Source organism: Stutzerimonas stutzeri (genome assembly GCF_002909485.1).
GTDB lineage: Bacteria > Pseudomonadota > Gammaproteobacteria > Pseudomonadales > Pseudomonadaceae > Stutzerimonas > Stutzerimonas stutzeri_AH.
Genome location: NZ_PPXG01000003.1, coordinates 335,188 through 352,282 on the forward strand (window position 1 = coordinate 335,188; position 17,095 = coordinate 352,282).

The following is a 17,095-nucleotide window of genomic DNA, read 5'->3' on the forward strand; positions in this document are numbered from 1 at the left end:
ATTATCGAGATCACATGGCTGAGCAAGCTCAGCGGCGCAGCGAGAAGCGGTAGTCGTGCCGCTCGAGCGGTGTGTTGCCTGCGCCGGCTTCGTAGGTATCCACTACTACCTTGTCATCGCCATAGAGTGAAACGACACGAAACATGGGCGTGTGCTGTTCTTCGTCAGGGATCTTGGTGCGTTCGAGGGCGGGTATGTGCAGGTAGTGCACGTGGCCAATCTTTTTCGAGTGCTCGACGCGGTCCATGTCCATATGCAGATCACCGGAGATCATCACGGCAAGGTTTTCTTTGCTGGTTATTCCGTCAAAGGCACGGTTGGTGATGCCTTTGTCGGCATTTTCCGGAAAGACGCCGACTTGGGCGCCATGCACCACCAGGAAAACCGGTTTGGGGTGTAGCCGATCTATCTGCTCGGCGATCCACTGCACGCCGCTGTCATCGAAGTCGCGGCCGTGATCCGGCGAAGCGAATACCAGCGCAACCTGTTCCTGCTCGACTACATAGCGGGCGTTCTCGATGTGGACTTTGTCGGTGTTCCAGCGGTTGGCGTACTGCAGAAAGCGGGCAACGCTGGCGCCGTGCTCTTCGTTACCCATGATGGGGTAGAACGGCAAACTGAGGCGTTCCAGTTCAAGGCTGGCATTTTCGTACTGGACCTGTGTGCCCTTGTGAGCAATGTCGCCGACACCTACTACGAAATTCATGGGTTGCGCTGCAGCCAGCGCGTTGACGTGATCTACAGCGCTGGCTAGCCCTGGGAATTCGGCGAGCGGTTTGGGCTCGGCGTCACCTAATACGGCGAAGCGCAGCACGGGCTCGGCGCTCGCTGTTGGGGCGGCGTGAAGGATGGCTGAAGAGAGCATCAGCAAGAGGGCGACTAGACAAGCGCTAGGGCGGATAAAGACGTTCATGTAGCTCCTGCTTGGTTTGTTTTCAGATTCGCTGGGATTGGTGAGCTTCGGTCGACTCAAGTGCTTGCTAGGCGTCACCCCATGAAGATTCGCGCTGCAAACGAGCGGACTGGAAGCCGCGACGGTTATTGATCTACCCGTGGTGGTCGCCTGTGGTTCGCATGAGGCGGATGCGAGCGGGGGGGGCCGACCACTGCAGTTGCCGCGGACCTTAGCGGGGGTAGATGTCACTTCGGTGACAGCTTGCGGGAGCGGTTCGTGATGCGGTGTTTTTGCCTGGAAGGCGAGGCTGTTTTGAGCTTATTTGACCCTGTGCAGTGCTCTGCTTTGTGGGCGTGGCGGGGGTGCTGGTGGGCTGAAGCCCACCCTGCGACGGGGCTTGTGGCCGGTGGCTTGGGCGGGGGGAGGGGGAGGGCGTTGCTCTCAGGGCGATCTGATTTGTTTTGGGAATCGTGGGGGCTGGTGTAGTTGGTGATCAGATGGGTGATCTAGATTGACCTGGGCGTGGATGCGTATGGATTTGGACCGTGTCGCGCTTGGGCGGTTTTCATAGCAGTGCCGGATGCGTGATTCGTCCAGCATGTGGTGTTTTTACCAGACTAAAAAAGCCCCGCATGCGTTAGCTCTGCGGGGCTTTTCCTGCCATTTGTGCGTGACGCGTCAGGCAGTGCCGCGCGCCTCAGGTGTTATCACTGCTGCATCATTGCGATCACACGGTTGCGCAATTCCGGGTCGGTCTGCACGGCTTCGTTGATGGCGTTGTACTCGTCGATGCTGATGTCTTTTTCCTCGATCACACCAAGCATCTTCTCGTTGGCTTGCTGCTGAAGCTCGCGGGCCTTGTCTGCGTCTTCGGTCTGCTGCAGCTTGCCGGTGAACTCCTCGCGAATTTCCATGATCTCGCCGAGCGACTCGGCAAAGCTTTCCAGTTTTTCCTCGCCGAACTGCTGGGCCTGTGCGCCGGCCGCCGGCTGGGCGGTGGGTGCTGGGTTGGCTGATTGCGCCGATGCGAGGGGGGCGGCCAGGCCGAGGAACAGTGAAAAGATTCCGGCGAAGGCGAGACGAGCGTTGTGCTGGGTCATGTTCATTCCTGCTTCGGTTAAAGACGCATTGGATAGTGCAGCAGCCGTGCCAGCTTTCTCTTGAATACATAAGTCATTGTTATTTAAAGGTTTACCCGTTTCGTCGGAGCGGGGTGGACCCCTATGTCGGGCATCTGTAGTGTGCCTATATGACACATGTATCAATCTGGCAGCGCCCATCCAGCTTACGTGGCGCACTCTTGCTCAAGGTCGTCGTGCCGCTGATGGCGATCATGTTCGGTTTCAGTTCGGTGGTGCTCTGGACGGTCGAGCGCAATAGCGAGCGGCGCTTGCAGGCTGAGGTGGAGTTGGTCGCCAGAGCTGTGCGCCTGCCATTGAGCGCCAGCCTGGAAAAGAACCACGAGCGCACCCTCCAGCAGGTGCTCGAATCGGTGCTCGGCGTCGGTCGCGTCTATGGCGCCTATGTTTACGACCGCGACGGCAAGCTGGCTGCCTATGCCGGCGCGGTGGAGCCGGATCAGGACGAGTCGGCGATTCAGCAGCTCACCGCCGGTGGCGAGCTGACCGGCACTTATCAACGCATCAACGGCCGCCCGGTTTATTCCTACTTCGTTCCGCTGGAAGAAAGTGGCGGTCAGATCAATGGCCTGCTGCAGGTGACCCGACGCTGGGGTGATTTCGAGCAGGACATCCGCCGCCTGCGCCTGATCGCCGCGGGCCTGGGCGGCTTGCTGGCCGGGGTGGCGCTGGTGGTGATCCTGCTCGGCCACCGCTCTGCCGTGGGCAAGCATTTGCAGCAGCTGGCGCGCAGCATGGAGCGCGTCGCGGCCGGCGAGCGCGAGCATCGTGCACCGCGTAGCGGGCCGCAGGAAATTACTGTGCTGTCTGGCGCGTTGAATCAGATGCTCGACAGCATCGCCGCCGCCGAACGTCAGGTGGCCGAGCAGCAGACCCGCGAAGAGCAGCTTCAGGCGAGCCTGCGTCAGAGCCAGCAGCTGGCGGCAGTGGGGCGGTTGGCAGCCGGCGTGGCCCACGAGCTGGGCAGCCCGCTCAGCGTGATCGATGGCAAGGCGCAGCGGGTGTTGCGCGATGAAGAGCTGAGCGAGACGCATCGCCGCGCGCTGTTGCAGATCCGCCAGCAGGTGGCGCGGCTCAGTGCCATCGTCCGCCAGCTGCTGGATTTCGGTCGTGCCGCCGGTTCGCCCTTGCGCAGGATTCCCGCTGAGGTGCTGGCGCATTCGGCAGCCGCGGCGGTGGCGGATGAGCTGGCCGCGCTGCAGGTTCGACTGAAGCTGCAGGCACCGGCGCAAACGCTGTTTTGCCGGGTGGACCCGCCGCGCTTCGAGCAGGCGCTGACCAATCTTCTGCGCAATGCAGCCCAGGCCAGCCCAGGTGGGCAAGTGCGGCTGAGCTGGTGGCAAGACGGCGACGAGCTGCTGCTGCAGGTGGAAGACGACGGCCCGGGTGTGGCCGAAGCAAATCGCGCTGCGCTATTCGAGCCATTCTTTACCACCAAGCCGGTGGGCGAGGGCAGCGGCCTGGGTTTGGCGGTGGCGCACGGGGTGGTCAGCGAGTGTGGTGGACGTATCGAACTGGTCGACGGCAGCCTGCCGGGCGCGGCCTTCCGTATTGCATTGCCATTGATCGACGAGGAGGTCGAGCATGAATGAGGTGACGCAGGAGCGCGTCCTGCTGGTCGAGGACGATGACAGTCTGCGCCAGTTGCTGGTCGAGGAGTTGGAAGATCGCGGCCTGCAGGTGCGTGCGCTGGCCAGCGCAGAAGAAGCGGTCGGCTCGCTGGAGAGCTGGGAGCCGGCGCTGGTGGTCAGCGATCTGCGCCTGCCCGGTGCCGATGGCATGGCGTTGCTGCGACGGGTCAAGACCATGCAGGCGGCGCCGGCGTTTCTGGTGATCACCGCATTCGGCAGCATCCAGCAGGCGGTGGCGGCGCTCAAGGAAGGCGCCGACGAGTTCCTCACCAAACCGCTGGACCTCGAGCACTTCGCCCTGGCGGTGGCCCGCGCGCTGGAGACGCGACGCCTGCGCGACGAGGTGCGGCGCTTCCAGCAGCTGCTCAGCGACGATCGCTTCCACGGCATGCTTGGCCGTAGCCGGGTGATGCGTGGCTTGTTCGACCAGATCCGCCAGCTCGCGCGCGCCGAAGGGCCGGTGCTGGTGATTGGCGAGAGTGGCACCGGCAAGGAACTGGTCGCCCGTGCCGTACATGCGGAAAGTGAACGTGCGAAACGGCCGTTTCTGGCGATCAATTGCGCGGGGTTGCCGGCCGAGTTACTCGAAAGCGAATTCTTCGGCCATGTCGCTGGCGCCTTCACTGGCGCCAATCGCGCGCACAAGGGGCTTTTCCAGCAAGCCGACGGTGGCACGCTGTTTCTCGACGAGATCGGCGAGATGCCGCTGCCGCTGCAGGCCAAACTCCTGCGTGTGCTACAGGAAGGCACGATCCGTCCGGTGGGCGCCGAGCGTGAGCTGACCGTGGATGTGCGCATCATCGCGGCGAGCAACCGCCCGCTGGAAACCGAGGCCGGTCGTGAGGCCTTTCGCGAAGACCTGTTCTTCCGTCTGGAAACCTTCATCCTGCAGGTGCCGCCGCTGCGTGATCGCGAGGAGGACCTCGAGCTACTGGCGGCCGGTTTCGTTGCCCATTTCGCCGCGCGCAGCGGGCGGCCGGTGCGCGGCCTGGCACCGGCGGTGCTGGCGCAACTGCGGCGCTATCCCTTCCCCGGCAATGTGCGTGAGTTGCAGAACGCCATCGAACGCGCGGTGACCTTCTGCCACGGGCGCAGCATCGAGCTGGAGCACCTGCCCACTCGCATCGCCGACTACCGCGATGACAACGCCCATAGCGCCGGCGCCGAGCTGCTCGCGCAACTCAGCGATGGGCCGCTGCTGCCGACGCTCGAGGAGTTGGAGCAGCGCTATATCGAGCATGTGCTTAAACTGGTGGACGGCAATAAGCGTCGCGCTGCGGCCTTGCTTGGCATCGGCCGGCGCACGCTTTACCGACGATTGGGCGAGCGCGAAGACGGTTGATCGGACTCGCCGCGAAGCGTCCGAGAGCGCACACTGCCGGCCTTCATTCTCAGCAAGGAGAGAACATGCTCAACAACGACGTCCTGCGCAGCCTGCGCTATACCCTCAAGGCCAGTGACGCACAGATGGCTGAAATCGCCGCCCTGGGTGGATGCACGGTGGACGAGGTGCAAGTTCGTGCCTGGCTCGCCCGCGAGGACGAGGACGGCTATCAGGAGTGCCCGGACGAAGCGATGGCGCGTTTTCTCGACGGGTTGATCTATTTCAAGCGGGGCAAGGACGACAGTCGCCCGGTGCCGCCACTGGAACTGCCTGTCAGCAACAACCAGATCCTGAAAAAGCTGCGGGTAGCCTTCGAGCTGCGCGACGAGGACCTGCAGGCGATCCTGCATGCGGCGGATTTGCAGCTGTCGAAATCCGAACTCGGCGCGCTGTTCCGCAAGCCCGGCCACAGCAACTACCGCGTCTGCGGTGATCAGCTCTTGCGCAACTTCCTCAAAGGCCTCTCGCTGCGTCAGGGCTGAGCTGCAAGGGCGGCTGAGCGTTCTCCACGCAGCCGCCCGCGTGACACCTGGTTAGCGGCTGGCCAGACGGCTCGGGTGCTGCGGCGAGCGGGGCCCGCTGAGAATGCCGTTGGGGACGCCCGCAGTCAGCAGGCGACGGCTGGTGATGCCAGCGATCTCATGGCCGCGATCGCTGAGGGTGTTGACGATCTGGTTGACGGCTGCGGTGATGAGCATGCCCACCAGGCCTCCGCTGTTCTGGTTCTGGTTTTCTGCCGTACTGGCCAGCGCTTTCCCTTCCCAGAGCAGTTCGCCGCTGCGCAGGTCGACGAGCTTGCCGTGCGCTTCCACCGCGACCTCGCTGGTCAGCACCTTGTAGCTGCTGCCGTAACGGGTGACCTCGATATACAACGCAGCATCCGCGCCAAAGATTTCGCGAAGCTTGGCTGGCGGGGCCATGTGCATCTCGTCGGCATTCATCAAGCCGTTCTGTTTGAACGTCTCGTCCACCACAGCCACCGGCAGTACGTAATAGCCTGCTTCGGCGAGCGGGTAGCTGACTTGCGAGAGCACGCTGTAGCTGGCCTTGATGTCCGGTGAGCGGTTGACCGGGGGCAATACCAGAATCGATGCCGGATTGTTCCGCTCGAATGCACTGTAGTCATAGGGTGTCGGTGTAGCGCAGCCGCCGAGCACGCTCAGGGCAGCGAGCACTAACAGAGTTTTCAGACTGATGTTTGGCATCATGGCCTCTTATTTCTCGAAGTTGCGCATCAGAAAGTCCATGTAGGGCGCGGACTCTGGAAACAGGGTTTTCTCGGTTTCAAACTGCTGGCGAACCTGATCGCCCTTGCCGACTTCGGCATAGAGCATGCCGAGGTGGGCGTGAAAGCCCGGTGCGGGGGTCACATCCCGCGCGCGGGCCTGCTGCAGGCTGGCTTCCAGCGCGGCGATCTGTTCCTGCGGGCCTTTTTCGTTCTTGAAGTGCTCATAGACTTGCTCTTCGTAGCCGGCCCAGTGGTAGAGGGTTTTCGGTTGGCTGGCACAGCCGGTCAGGGCGGCGAGCGACAGCAGTGCGACTGCGAGCGCGCCGGTTCTCAGATGGGTATTCATCGTTCTCGTCCTTGAGGGTTATTGCACGGGGCGCCATGCGCCGCTGTCGACGCCGGTCACGAGGTTGTTCACCGCTTCGCGGATGGCCAGGTCCAGGACCTTGCCATTGAGGGTAGAGTCATAGCTGGCGGTGCCGCCGAAGCCGATGACTTCACGGTTGGAAAGGCTGTACTCGCCAGCGCCCTGTGCCGAATAAACCACTTCGGAGGTGCTGACATTGACGATGTTCAGGTTGACCTTGGCGTAGGCGATCTGTGATTTGCCACGGCCCAGGATGCCGAACAGCTGATGGTCGCCGACTTCCTTGCGGCCGAACTCGGTAACGTCGCCGGTGACCACGAAATCTGCGCCGCGCAGGTTTGCGCGTTTGGCCGCGATGGCGCTTTCCTGGGCGATCTCGGACATGTTGTCGCGGTCGAGCACGTTGAAGCGGTTCGACTGCTGCAAGTGAGTGATCAGGATGGTCTTGGCCTGGCCGCCGAGACGATCGACACCATCGGAAAACAGGCCGCGCATGTAGCTCGAACGGTTGTCGAACTTGCCCACCGCAATCGGGCTGCGCTGGCCATGGTAGACGCTCTGCGCCGAAGTGACCTTGGCGACTTCCAGGGTGCGCGACTGCTCCGTAGCGCAGCCGCTGAACAAAATACTCAGGCCGATCAGAGGCGCGGCCATCAGCTGCTTCTTCATATTCGTGTTTCTCATTTTCAACGACGATTGAACGCCATGCCGCGGGCTTCGGTGCTCCGGCTGCTGCGGGATATCGGTGCAGTTGGTCCTGCGCAGGACGGCCGGCCGTGTGCTGGCGGGGCGGTGTGGGGAGAGTGACGCTTCCATGTCTTTCTAGCTCTTGCTGACGTTTCGCCCAGAGGCGTGCCCGGGCGTTTGTCCGGCGACTGCCGTTCCTGGCAGGCGTACCGAGGGCGGCGAGTCTACAAATCCGTCAGGCAATGTGCCAGTACTGGTGCGAAGCGCAGTGCGGGCCATCACAGTCATTCGTCGTAGCGCCGCCGGCTATGGCAAGCAACAGGCTGCGCTGAACGTTTGTGCGCGGTGGCTGGCCTAATGGCGGACGAATTCAGAGTGCAAATACATGACCTTTTCCATCATCGCCCGCTGCCCGCGCACCGGTCAGTTCGGCGTGGCCGCCGCCACCGCCATGCCCGCCGTGGGCAAGCTGCTGACCCACGCGGCGGCCCATGTCGGCGCAGTGGCGACCCAGGCGCAGATCAACCCTTATCTAGGCATCGACGGCCTGCGTTTTCTGCGCGAATTCAGCCCTGCCGCCGAAGTGCTCGAGCGGTTGCGGCGCACCGACCCCTGCATGAGCCAGCGCCAGTGTGCAGTGATCGATACGCAGGGCCACACGGCCTGCTGGACTGGGGAACAGTGTCTGCCCTGGGCCGGTTCGATTGCCGGTGAGCAGTTCTGCGTGCAGGGCAATCGGCTCAAGGGGCGTGAGGTGTTGGAGGCGGCCTGCGAGGCGTTTCAGCGTACCGCCGAGCTGCCGCTGGTGGAGCGTTTGATGGAAGCAGTAGCTGCCGGCGATGAGCTGGGTGGTGATCGCCACGGCGAGTCCTCGGCGACGGTGTATGTCGTCGACCGCGAGGAGTATCCGCTATGGGACATCCGCGTGGACCATCATCGCGATCCGGTGGCGGAACTGCGGCGGCTGCATGATGTGTTCGAGCGCGAAGTCGTACCGGAAATCCTCGCCATGTCGACCCGCGCCAATCCCGCCGGGGCAGCCGAGGAGGATTCTATCTAGTCGGTACCGAGCGCGTGCGGGCTGAGCGGCGCGACACTGGACTGTGGCAATTGCTCCAAACGCAGCGCACCCTGGGCACGGTTGCGTACGGCCATCCAGTCCTCCAGTGCGCTGAGTGAGCGCGGCGGCGAGATCAGGTAGCCCTGGAACAGGTCGCAGCCGGCTTGCAGCAATGCCGACTGCTTTTCCATGTTATCCACGCCTTCGGCGTTCACGCGCTTGCCCTGGGCGTGGCAGAACGCGATGAGGGCGCTCAGGCTCTGCTGCATTTCCGGCCGCGTCAGCCGGGTAATGATGGCCATGTCCAGCTTGATGGTGTCGGCGGGATATTCGAGCAGCTGCTGAATCGAGGTGTAGCCGACGCCGAAGTCATCGATGGCAACTCGGAAGCCCGCCTGACGAATCGCCTGAACGACTTCCATGGTGTCCTTGCAGAGTTCGGCGGCGTAGGTCTCGGTCAGCTCGATCTCGATCAGCCCGGGCGCAACGCCGTGGTGCGCCGCACGCTCGATCAGCGAGCGGCAGATGCGGTCATCGGCCAGTTGTGCGGAGGACACGTTGATCGCCAGGATTACGCCCTCGCCGAATAGCTGGACCAGCTTCGGATAGTCCGCCAGCGCATGATCGATGACCCAGCTGTCGATCTTCGGAAACAGTCCGGCGCGCTCGGCAATCGGTATGAACTCGCCAGGCGAGACGGTTCCCAGCAGCGGCGAATGCCAGCGCAGCAGGACTTCGCAGCTGACGACTGCACCGTCGCGGTCGAGCGCCGGCATATAAACCAGCCGCAGCTGATCGTCGCCATCGAGTTCGCGCAGCTGCTCTTCGACAAGGCGGATCCGCGCGTTGCGCTGTTCGAGTTCTTCGCTAAACGCCACCGCTGTGTTCTTGCCCACGGCCTTGGCTTGATACATGGCGGTATCGGCACGGGTGAGCAACTGGGTGACGGAATCCGCGTCGTCTGGATAGCAGGCGGTTCCGATGCTGACGCTCACCGGATATAGGCGGTCTTCCAGGCGGAAGCCACCACGGCACAGGCCTAACAACGCCTCGCACAGCGAGCCAAGACCGCCGTAGCTGGCATCGGTCATCAGCAGAATGGCGAATTCGTCACCCGACAGCCGAGCGAAAGCCGCTTCTGTTTGTGGGTAATCCGCCTGATGGCCTTTGAGTACGCCCTGTGCACGCTGGGCGAATATCTGCAGCAGCGCGTCGCCGGCGTCGTGACCGTGCTGGTCATTGACCTGTTTGAAATTGTCCAGATCGAGGAACAGCAGGGCCAGTCGCTTGCGCTTATGAATGCATTGTTCATACATGGCGTTGGCCAGTACCCCGAAGTGCGCACGGTTGCTGATTTGCGTCAGGCTGTCGGCCCAGGAGATTTCCTGAATGCGTTGCAGCGCTTCGGCGTTGCGGTCGTGCAGCGTCTTCATGTTCTCCGTCAATCGACCGATTTCGCCGCCGTCACTCGGCTCGTCGAGCGCCGCGCGTTTGCACAGCAACAGATCGGTGAGCTGATTGTCCAGTCGGCTGATGGGTCCCGTGATATAGCGGCGGATCAGCCACAGCAGCAGGCCGATGGATACCAGGCAGATCAATGCGCTGCCGGCAAGAAACGCCAGGCCGAGTGTCCGCAGGCGCTCGGCGATGTACTCCGGCGCTGGGGTCAGGCGCGCGTGCAGCGACCGCGACAGGGATATCTCGGCGGACAGCCCCGGGGCGACCGGCATCTGTCGCGTGGCGATCTCGACGGCGGCGCCGTATTCGTTCTCGAGACTGCGCTTGAGCTTGATAAAGCGTTCCGGCCGCACCGCCAGCTGAACGGCAAAGGCTTCGCTGCGCTGGCTTGGCAGTGGTCGGCTGCTGGAAGCTGGAAGGATGAAATCGGTGTCGAGCAGCAGCGGGCCGCCCTCGGCCAGTTCGTCGTAAATCATTTTCCTGGATGCCGAGGATTGCTTGGCCTCACGGACGATCCGTTGCTGCGTTGCGTTCATCGAGGCGAACGGCGAAAGGCTGCTCTCGAAGTAGTAGGCCGGCTCACCGTCCGGCTGCACGACGGCGAACGAGACAAACGAAAGTTCGGTATTGGACAGCGTGCGAATGCTCTGCTGAAAGCGCAGGCCGAGGGTGTCGTTGCGAAAGGTGGTGTCGGACTCGCGCAGGAACATCAACAGTGCTTCGCTATCGATGAGCGAGTAGAGCACGCTGCGGTTGAACGCCTCGTAGTCCAGGTAGGCCGATTTCAGCGCCGACAGCTGTTGTTCCAGACGCGCCTGTTCCAGGCCCAGCAGCGAGGAGCGCTGGGTCAGGTAGGCGGTGGTCGCGGCAAGGAGCTGGATGATCAGAATGACCGGAAAGATCACCAGCAGCGCGCGTTTACCTAGCGTCATGGGCGTTGATCAGGGCGCTGATGATGCGCCGCCGCGTCTGCGTGGCTTCCAGTGGGCGCATTTCGTAGACCTGGCTGCGTGCAAGCACGTCCTCCGGCGGATAGATGGTCTGGTCCTGGCGGATATCATCGGGCAGCAACGCCCGCGCGGCGGCGTTCGGTGTGGCGACGCCCAGCTCGGCTGCGTTGAGCGCCGCGATGTCCGGCTGGTTGAGAAAGTCCAGAAAGCGGTAGGCGAGTGGCTTGTTTTTGCTGCTGCTCGCGACAGACAGGCAATCGACCCAGAGTAGCGTGCCTTCTTTTGGCACCACATAGCGCCAGGGTTCGCCCTCGACGCCCTCGACTTCGTTAAGCACCTGTTGGTCGCCGCTATAGGCCAGGGCCATGTCTGCCTGGTCCAGGTATCGCTGGCTACGCAGGGACGTGATCACATATTCGTAGGTCAGTACGGCTTTGGACTGAGCCATGAGCAGCTCGAAAGCGGCCTTTAGCTCATCGTTGTTCGAGGTATTGATCGAGTGTTGCCGAAGGATAAGCGGGCTGGCGAGGATGTCCTCGTGATCTTCCATCATGATGATGTGCGGCTGATCGGGCCTGACCGGATGCAGCAGATCGGCCCAGGATTGCGGCGCGCTGTCGATACGGTCGCTGCGATAGGCAATGCCCAGCGTGCCCCAGAGGTACGGCATGCTGTAGGCGCCACAGCTTTCCTGCCAGCGCTGCGGGACATGGCGCAGGGCTGGCAATGCCGTGCCGTCCAACGGTTCCAGCAGCCCGCGAGCCCCGAAGCGTGACGAGCTGATCAGCTCGGTCAGTGCGACATCGATCTGGTGATCGGGCTTGGCGAGAATTTCGTCGCGCTTGTCGCCACTGTCGAAATAGATCTGCTTGATCTCGACACCGGTTTGCGCCTGCCAGCGTGTGATCACCGCTTCGCTGAGGTATTCCTCCCAAGTCAGCAGCGTGAGGGCTTCGCCGGCGTGTAGAGAGCCGGACGGAAACAGCAGGCTGAAGGCCATCAACAGCACCCCGCGAGTACGCCATGGAGCAAAGGTTTTCTTGTTATTCATTGGATATCCATCTGCTGGCTGGCCGTGGAGCGGGTTGGCGGGCTGCTCGATCGCGCTGTGCGCTGTTCACATTGGCTTCGCTTGGGGCGGCTGCATGAAGCGTATCGGCAGACAATGGTGGCACTTTAGTGGCGCCAGTTAGATGGCAGCAATGACTTTGTGGTCTGCTTCGCGCGGTTCCGATCAGCGGATCGCACCTATTGGGTGTTGTTTTGTCGCAGGCAGGCTACGGGCGGCCGATTCTTGAGCCAGACTCCCAGGAGTCAGCATTGACGCTCAGGAGCCGGCCATGACACTGAAGATTCCGTTCCCCGATCGAGTGCAGGCGGGTGAAGCGCTGGCCGAACGGCTGGCGCAGGATGGCAGCTGGCGGGACGCGCTGGTGCTGGCGTTGCCACGCGGTGGCGTGCCGGTGGCATTTGAAGTGGCGCAGCGCTTGGGACTGAAGCTGGACATACTCGTAGTACGCAAGCTCGGCGTGCCGGGCAATCCCGAGCTGGCAATGGGTGCCATCGCCAGCGGCGGTGTACGGGTGATGAACGACGACATCGTGCATTACATCCACATCTCCAGAGCCGAGATCGACGGCACTATCGCCCAGGAAACCCATGAGTTGCTGCGTCGCGAGCAGGCCTATCGCAGCGATCGACCGCTGCCCGCCATTGAGGGGCGGGCAGTGATCCTGGTGGATGACGGGCTGGCAACTGGTGCCACGATGCGCGCCGCGGTGCAGGCAGTGCGAAAGATGGGCGCCGGTAGCATCACCGTGGCAGTGCCGGTGGCCGCGCCGGATAGCGTCGCGCAGCTGGAACCACTGGCTGACCGTATCGTCTGTCTGTATCTACCCCATGATCTGTATGCCATCGGCCGCTGGTATCAGAACTTCGATCAAACGTCCGATCGGCAGGTGATGGAGCTATTGCAGCGCGCCTGGCGCAAGGGAGACCAACTGGCATGAGCCAACACTCGTCGATACCGATGCGTTTCACCCTCGGCAAGGCCCGTTTGCATGGCGACCTGTGCGTGCCGTCTGCAGCCACTGGCCTGGTCGTGTTCGTCCACGGGAGTGGCAGCAGCCGACACAGCCCGCGCAACCAGAGCGTCGCGCGCTGTTTCAATGACATGGGCCTGGCTACCTTGCAGTTCGATCTGCTTACGGCACACGAACAACCCATTGACGAAATCACCCGCCAATTGCGCTTCGACATTCCGCTGCTCAGTCAGCGGCTGAGCGGCGTGGTCGATCAGTTGAGCAGTGACGCCCGTCTGCGAGAGCTGCGCATTGGCCTGTTCGGTGCCAGCACCGGTGCTGCTGCTGCGTTGACCACTGCAGCCTCGCGCCCGGCTGATATCGCGGCCGTGGTGTCTCGAGGTGGGCGCGTCGATTTGGCCGACCTGTCGCTGGCTCGGGTCAAGGCGGCCTCGCTTTTTGTCGTCGGCAGTCGCGATCTGGAGGTGCTGGAGCTCAATCGCGCCGCTGCTGCGCGCCTGCAGTGCGTGCATCAATTGGTAGTGGTGCCGGACGCGACGCACCTGTTCGAGGAACATGGCACGCTGGAAGAGGTGGCGCGGCTGGCCGGTGACTGGTTCCTTCGTCATCTGTGCTGATTGCATAGCCGCTACTGCGCATGCGGCTCGCAGTCGTGCACCGAGCCACGGGTTCGGCACATGGGTTCGGGACAGGGGTTGGCGTGGGAGGCCATAGGCCGCGAAGATAGGCCGCTCGAAATGACACGGAGGTTTTAATGAGTAGCACCAACCCCTACGCACCACCCCTTGCACCGCTGGCCGGCGATGCCGAGACGCGTATCGCGGCACTGCCGGTTTCCGACACCTGGAAGCGACGTTTTCACGCGATCGCCAAGGCGGGCGGGCCGAAGCTGCCGCAGTTCAAGAGCATGCCGCGAGCCGAGCGGCGTCAGGCAATGGGTTTCAATATCCTGGCCTTTCTGTTCGGGCCGCTGTACTACCTGGCCAAGGGCATGTGGCGCCGGGCGATCAGCTACACGGCGCTGGCGTTGGCTGCCGTCATGCTGATCGATCTGCTACTCGAGGCGCTGGGATATGGCCAATTCACTCGCTTCCTTTCGTACGGGGTGGCGGGCGTGTTTGCCATGCGTGCCAACCTCGATTTCTACAAGATCCAGGTTCAGGGCGACAACGGCTGGCTATAGGGCTGGTGTTGCCAGCAGCCTGACGAAGGCTTGCAATGCTGCGTGCCCCTGAACGTCGCTGGCCAGCAACGGCAGTTGCTGCAACGGTAGGTGGCCCAGTGCATCGCGCAGCGTTTCGAGATGCAGGCTTTCCTGGGCGTGGCGCTCGGCCAGAAAGGTCCCCGCATCGGCCGGCGAGCGTTTGTTGACGACTAGCGCACCAACCGGCGTGCCGGCCCGTTGCAATTGCGCATGCAGTTCGATGGTCTCCAGCACTGGCAAGCGTTCGGCGGCCAGGACGATGACGAAGGCGCACATGCCGGGATCACCGAGTACTTCGCGCAGCCGGTTGAAGCGTTCGCGGCGACGGTCGAGGATGCTGCGAATGCGGCTGTCGCGATCTTGCGGGGCGTCGTCACTGCCGTGGCCAAGGATGGATTCGCCGTAACCGCGGTCGTTCTGGCCAAGATTCTTCAGCACCTGGGCGAAGCGCGATCCCCGCTCTTGGCGGCGCAACAGTCCTTCGGTCCAGGCGGCCATCATTTCCGGCAATGCCATCAACCGCGCGGTATGCCCGGACGGCGCGGTGTCGAATACCAGCAGGTCGTATTCGGCCAGTCCCTGATCAACCGTCTCGGCGATGCGTTCGAGCAGCGCAGCCTCGTGCATGCCCGGCGCATCGCGGGACAGCGCCATGTGTTTGTCGACCTCGCCGGCCAGGTGTGTCGGCATCAGTTTGCGCAGGGCGGCGCCGACCTCGTCGAGGTGCTGGCGCACGGTCAGCTCGGGGTCCAGCTCCATACCATCGAGGCCGGGTGCCAGGCGTACCTGTTGCGGGCCGACCGGGCGATCCCAGAGGTGACCGAGGTTGTGTGCCGGATCAGTGGAAATCAGCAGTACCCGCCGGCCTGCCTGCGCTTGCGCGAGCGCCGTAGCAGCGGCGACGGTGGTCTTGCCGACGCCGCCCTTGCCACCGAAGAACAGCACGCGGCGCTGTTCGGCCAGTTCTAGCAACATGGCGTCAGCAACATCCGATGTGATCCAGTGGCGAGCGCTCCATGCCCATGCGCCGGTGCCAGTCGTGGAAACGCTCGTAGAGCGCAGGCATCAGCTCCAGGGTGTACCAGGCGGCCGGGTTGGGTACGCCCAGGGTTTCGGAGAACACCAGCAGCATGAACAGGTCGTCCTCGTCGCGCTGGGCGCGAGCGAAGGTCCGGCGATAGGGCGCAACGTAGAACTCGCGCAACCCGGCCGAGACCTTGCCAAGAATGCTCAGCGGCTCGCTCACGGCTGCGCCTCGAACGCCTGTTCGGCCGGGTCGCGGCCTTTGCGCATGGCGATCACCGCTTCCAGGGTGACCCATAGCGCAGCAATCAGAATGATCACGTCCATGCCCAGCAGCAGCCAATTTTCGGCGCGGTAGAACTGGCCCATCTGCACCAGTAGCGCATAGATCGACATGGCCAGCAGAAACACCAGCGGCACCAGGGTGTAGATCGGCGAGCGACCGAGCTTGATCAGGATTACGGTGATCACCGCCAGGGTCAGTCCGGCCAGCAGCTGGTTGGTGGTACCGAACAGCGGCCAGATGATCATGCCGCCGGCGCCGTCCGCGCCCGCGCCGAAGGCCAGCGCCATGCAAACACCGACGGCGAGCAGTGTGCCGATCAGCGTGTTGACCTTCATTCCGGCCAGCTCCCCGGCTTCCTGGATGACGAAACGTTGCAGGCGCAGGCCGGTGTCCATGGTGGTGCCGGCGAAGAGAATCGCCATCACCGCGAGGATGGTCCCGCCGAGCTCCGCCGGCAGGCCCAGGCCGTTGGCCAGCAGCGTGCCGCCGCCCTGCACGAAGGCAGTGACGCCGCCGGTGCCGAAAGCGGTGTACACCTGTTGCCAGTCGGTCAGGGTGGCGAAGCCGGCGGTGCAGCAGATGATCGCCGCCAGCGAGAGCATGCCTTCGCCCATGGCGCCGAAATAGCCGACGAAGCGGGCGTCGGTTTCCTTGTCCAGCTGCTTGGAGGTGGTGCCGGAAGCGACCAGGCCGTGAAAGCCTGAGATGGCGCCACAGGCGATGGTGACGAACAGCAGCGGCACGATACTCGGGGTGTCGGCCGGCAACTCCTGGTTGAACGCCGGCGCCACCAGCTCCGGGGCGCCAAACAGCACCGCCAGATAGAGCAGGCCGAGGCCGACGAACAGTTGCAGACCGTTGATGTAATCGCGCGGCTGCAGCAGCACCCAAACCGGCAGCAGCGAGGCTATGGCGGCGTAGACGAACAGCAACAGGATCCACATCGACTTGGCCGACAGCCCCATGATTTCGTCGGGCAGCGCGACGGGGTATTGATTGCCCAGCAGGATCAGTGCGTAGAGCACGATCACTCCGCCTAGCGAAGGCCACAGCAGTTTCACGTTGTAGCGGTAGATCATCTGGCCGATCACCAGCGCCACGATGATTGCGCCCCACACCGGAATCACTGAGGTCGGCGTAGACACCAGCAGGTTCGAAATCACTGCGGCAAAGGCGCCGTTGACCATCAGCAGCACCAGGAATATCACCACCAGGAACAGGCTGCGCCCGCGCGCGCCAATCAGTCGGCCACTGAGCATGCCGACCGATTGACCGCGGCTGCGGGCACTGGCCCAAAGTGCGCCCAGGTCGTGTACCCCGGCGAAGAATATCGTGCCGAAGACCACCCATGCAAAGGCCGGCCCCCAGCCCCAGATCACCGCGATGGCCGGGCCGACGATGGGCGCCGCGCCAGCCACGGAGGTGAAGTGGTGACCCCAGAGCACGAATTTGTTGGTGGGGACGTAGTCCACGCCGTCGCGCATGGTATGCGCCGGCGTACGGTAGTTGGGATCGAGACGGTAGATCCGTTCGGCGATGAACTTCGAGTAGAAGACGTAACCCAGGCCCATGGCGCCCAGGCCTACTAGCAACAACGCAATTGCACTCATCTCGGTTTCCTCGGCGTGCCGCTCGCCGGAGCGCAGCCCTGTTTTTGCCCTCATGGGGTGATTGTTATGACCGGGCGTCCACGCCGCGGCCTCAGGGAGGAAAGACCAGCAGGCGACGCGGACGTTCCGCC

17 protein-coding genes are annotated in these 17,095 nt (G+C 63.1%); 7 read left to right on the forward strand and 10 right to left on the reverse strand.

The features are described 5' to 3' along the window. Positions 1-28: 28 nt before the first annotated feature. Entirely contained in the window at positions 29-913 is an 885-nt protein-coding gene (locus tag CXK91_RS08955; protein ID WP_103455807.1) for a metallophosphoesterase family protein, read from the reverse strand. 689 nt (positions 914-1,602) lie between these two features. After that, on the reverse strand, positions 1,603-1,995 hold the full coding sequence (locus CXK91_RS08960) for a DUF4168 domain-containing protein (RefSeq protein WP_003283210.1): 393 nt from the start codon (positions 1,993-1,995) through the stop codon (positions 1,603-1,605). A 149-nt stretch (positions 1,996-2,144) separates the two neighbouring features. On the opposite strand from CXK91_RS08960, the gene CXK91_RS08965 reads away from it, so the two are divergent. From CXK91_RS08965 to CXK91_RS08975, 3 genes are all read left to right on the forward strand, one after another. Further along, positions 2,145-3,626, forward strand: a complete 1,482-nt coding sequence (locus CXK91_RS08965; RefSeq protein ID WP_103455808.1) for a sensor histidine kinase — start codon at positions 2,145-2,147, stop codon at positions 3,624-3,626. Beyond that, the gene (locus CXK91_RS08970) at positions 3,619-5,007 is read left to right on the forward strand and encodes a sigma-54-dependent transcriptional regulator (protein ID WP_103455809.1); all 1,389 of its coding nucleotides are present in this window, start codon (positions 3,619-3,621) and stop codon (positions 5,005-5,007) included. The genes CXK91_RS08965 and CXK91_RS08970 overlap by 8 nt, the downstream gene beginning before the upstream one ends. Before the next feature lie 65 nt (positions 5,008-5,072). After that, a complete protein-coding gene (locus tag CXK91_RS08975; protein ID WP_103455810.1) occupies positions 5,073-5,531 on the forward strand; it encodes a DUF1456 family protein in 459 nt (152 codons plus the stop codon). 51 nt (positions 5,532-5,582) lie between these two features. Here the strand turns inward: CXK91_RS08975 and CXK91_RS08980 are convergent, their stop codons facing one another. The 3 genes from CXK91_RS08980 to CXK91_RS08990 are packed head-to-tail and all read right to left on the reverse strand — an operon-like array spanning position 5,583 to position 7,313. Next, on the reverse strand, positions 5,583-6,254 hold the full coding sequence (locus tag CXK91_RS08980; protein WP_103455811.1) for a DUF799 domain-containing protein: 672 nt from the start codon (positions 6,252-6,254) through the stop codon (positions 5,583-5,585). Between the two features lie 9 nt (positions 6,255-6,263). Beyond that, a complete protein-coding gene (locus CXK91_RS08985) occupies positions 6,264-6,623 on the reverse strand; it encodes a DUF4810 domain-containing protein (protein ID WP_103455812.1) in 360 nt (119 codons plus the stop codon). A gap of 18 nt (positions 6,624-6,641) precedes the next feature. After that, positions 6,642-7,313, reverse strand: a complete 672-nt coding sequence (locus tag CXK91_RS08990; protein WP_103455813.1) for a CsgG/HfaB family protein — start codon at positions 7,311-7,313, stop codon at positions 6,642-6,644. A gap of 403 nt (positions 7,314-7,716) precedes the next feature. On the opposite strand from CXK91_RS08990, the gene CXK91_RS08995 reads away from it, so the two are divergent. Then, positions 7,717-8,391, forward strand: a complete 675-nt coding sequence (locus tag CXK91_RS08995; RefSeq protein WP_103455814.1) for a DUF1028 domain-containing protein — start codon at positions 7,717-7,719, stop codon at positions 8,389-8,391. Here the strand turns inward: CXK91_RS08995 and CXK91_RS09000 are convergent. Beyond that, positions 8,388-10,781, reverse strand: coding sequence for a putative bifunctional diguanylate cyclase/phosphodiesterase (locus tag CXK91_RS09000; RefSeq protein ID WP_103455815.1), 2,394 nt, complete (start codon positions 10,779-10,781; stop codon positions 8,388-8,390). The two genes, CXK91_RS08995 and CXK91_RS09000, sit on opposite strands and share 4 nt — an antisense overlap. After that, positions 10,768-11,850, reverse strand: a complete 1,083-nt coding sequence (locus CXK91_RS09005; protein WP_103455816.1) for a polyamine ABC transporter substrate-binding protein — start codon at positions 11,848-11,850, stop codon at positions 10,768-10,770. The genes CXK91_RS09000 and CXK91_RS09005 overlap by 14 nt, the downstream gene beginning before the upstream one ends. Before the next feature lie 289 nt (positions 11,851-12,139). Here CXK91_RS09005 and CXK91_RS09010 point away from each other — a divergent pair, with 289 nt between their 5' ends. The 3 genes from CXK91_RS09010 to CXK91_RS09020 all read left to right on the forward strand — a co-directional run bounded on the left by CXK91_RS09010 (position 12,140) and on the right by CXK91_RS09020 (position 14,024). Next, positions 12,140-12,808, forward strand: a complete 669-nt coding sequence (locus tag CXK91_RS09010) for a phosphoribosyltransferase (RefSeq protein WP_103455817.1) — start codon at positions 12,140-12,142, stop codon at positions 12,806-12,808. Further along, on the forward strand, positions 12,805-13,458 hold the full coding sequence (locus CXK91_RS09015; RefSeq protein WP_103455818.1) for a dienelactone hydrolase family protein: 654 nt from the start codon (positions 12,805-12,807) through the stop codon (positions 13,456-13,458). Before CXK91_RS09010 ends, CXK91_RS09015 begins: the two co-directional genes overlap by 4 nt. 137 nt (positions 13,459-13,595) lie before the next feature. Then, entirely contained in the window at positions 13,596-14,024 is a 429-nt protein-coding gene (locus CXK91_RS09020; RefSeq protein WP_103455819.1) for a DUF2628 domain-containing protein, read from the forward strand. On the opposite strand, the gene CXK91_RS09025 is transcribed toward CXK91_RS09020, so the two are convergent. Genes CXK91_RS09025 through CXK91_RS09035 form a run of 3 tightly spaced genes read right to left on the reverse strand, consistent with a single transcriptional unit; the run spans position 14,019 to position 16,964 of the window. Further along, a complete protein-coding gene (locus CXK91_RS09025) occupies positions 14,019-15,020 on the reverse strand; it encodes an ArsA family ATPase (protein ID WP_103455820.1) in 1,002 nt (333 codons plus the stop codon). The genes CXK91_RS09020 and CXK91_RS09025 overlap by 6 nt on opposite strands. Before the next feature lie 4 nt (positions 15,021-15,024). Next, a complete protein-coding gene (locus CXK91_RS09030; RefSeq protein ID WP_103455821.1) occupies positions 15,025-15,291 on the reverse strand; it encodes a cory-CC-star protein in 267 nt (88 codons plus the stop codon). Further along, positions 15,288-16,964, reverse strand: a complete 1,677-nt coding sequence (locus CXK91_RS09035; protein WP_103455822.1) for a carbon starvation CstA family protein — start codon at positions 16,962-16,964, stop codon at positions 15,288-15,290. Before CXK91_RS09035 ends, CXK91_RS09030 begins: the two co-directional genes overlap by 4 nt. Positions 16,965-17,095: the final 131 nt, after the last annotated feature.